Consider the following 1,763-nt stretch of genomic DNA (forward strand, 5'->3'; position numbering starts at 1 on the left):
AGAGTAAAGGTGGAGAGTTAAAACGCAAAAATGCCACAATGGATAAAATAGGCATTTTCTGACTAACTGACATCTTCTATGAGTAACCACCTAAGCGGAAGCGAGATTCGCCAGCGATTTTTAGACTTTTTTGCGGCCAGAAACCATAAAATTCTCCCTAGTGCCTCTCTAGTACCAGAAGACCCCACCGTTTTGCTGACTATTGCGGGAATGCTCCCTTTTAAGCCGATTTTCTTAGGGCAAAAGACCCCAGAATTTCCCCGCGCTACCACTTCTCAAAAATGTATTCGCACCAACGATATCGAAAATGTCGGCCGGACTGCTAGACACCATACTTTTTTTGAGATGTTGGGCAATTTTAGCTTTGGTGATTATTTTAAAGAACAAGCGATCGCCTGGGCCTGGGAATTGTCCACAGAAGTTTTTAACCTTCCCCCCGAAAGATTAGTCGTTAGTGTCTTTAGAGAGGATGAGGAAGCTTTCGCTATCTGGCGCGATAAAATCGGTATTCCTGCTCATCGTATCCAAAAAATGGGCGAAGCGGATAACTTTTGGGTATCGGGTCCCACGGGTCCCTGTGGTCCCTGTTCGGAAATTTACTACGATTTTCACCCGGAATTGGGGGATAAAACCATCGATTTAGAGGATGATAGCCGTTTTATCGAGTTTTATAACCTCGTCTTCATGCAGTATAACCGCGACGCGGATGGCAATCTGACACCCCTGGCCAATAAAAATATCGATACGGGGATGGGTTTGGAACGGATGGCGCAAATCCTGCAAAAAGTCGCCAATAACTACGAAACTGACCTAATTTTCCCGATTGTCGCTGAAGCGGCCCGGTTAGCAGCCATAGACTACCAGAAAGCGGACGAAAAAACGAAAGTTTCCCTAAAAGTCATCGGCGATCATGTGCGTTCGGTAGTACACATGATAGCGGATGGTATCTCAGCATCGAATACTGACAGAGGTTACGTCCTGCGTCGTCTGATTCGGAGAGTAGTACGGCACGGGCGTTTAATCGGTATTGAAGGTCAATTTATCACCAAAGTGGCGGAAGTTGCGATCGCTCTTTCCGAGTCCGTCTATGGCAATGTTCGGGAACGAGAAACGGTGATCAAGGCAGAATTAGAGCGAGAGGAAGCGAGATTTTTAGAAACCCTAGAAAGAGGCGAGAAACTGCTCGAATCGATTCTAGAAAAAGAAAAAAGCCAGATTTCGGGAGTCGATGCCTTTACCCTTTATGATACCTATGGCTTCCCCCTCGAACTCACTCAAGAAATCGCCGAGGAGCAGGGTTTAAGCGTCGATACGGCGGGTTTCGAGCAGGAAATGAAAAAACAGCAGCAAAGATCAAAAGCCGCCCACGAAACCATAGATTTGACGGTACAGGGCAGTTTAGATAAGCTGGCAGAACATATTCACCCGACGGAATTTCTCGGTTATACGGATTTGCAAGCAACCGCAACAGTAACGACGGTTTTAGTCGCTGGTAAAACGGTGGAATCGGCCGCAGCAGGCACTGAGGTGCAGGTAGTTCTCGATCAAACCCCTTTTTATGCCGAATCGGGTGGACAAATCGGTGATAAGGGTTATTTAACCGGCGATAATCTGGTTATCCGCGTTGAGAATGTGCAGAAAGAATCGGGGATTTTTATCCATTTTGGTCGGATTGAGCGGGGAATTGTCACCACCGGCGATACAATTAATGCACGGATCGATCGTTCCTGTCGTCGTCGCGCCCAAGCTAATCATACCGCCAC

At 47.0% G+C, this 1,763-nt stretch carries 1 protein-coding gene; it reads left to right on the forward strand.

The genetic code is table 11. From position 1 onward, the window contains the following. Nucleotides 1-78: 78 nt before the first annotated feature. Nucleotides 79-1,763, forward strand: a 1,685-nt coding sequence (gene alaS, locus PX481_RS00110) for an alanine--tRNA ligase (RefSeq protein ID WP_288093009.1), incomplete at its 3' end; no start/stop codon positions are given.

The sequence above is a fragment of the Microcystis sp. M53603_WE2 genome (assembly GCF_030065435.1).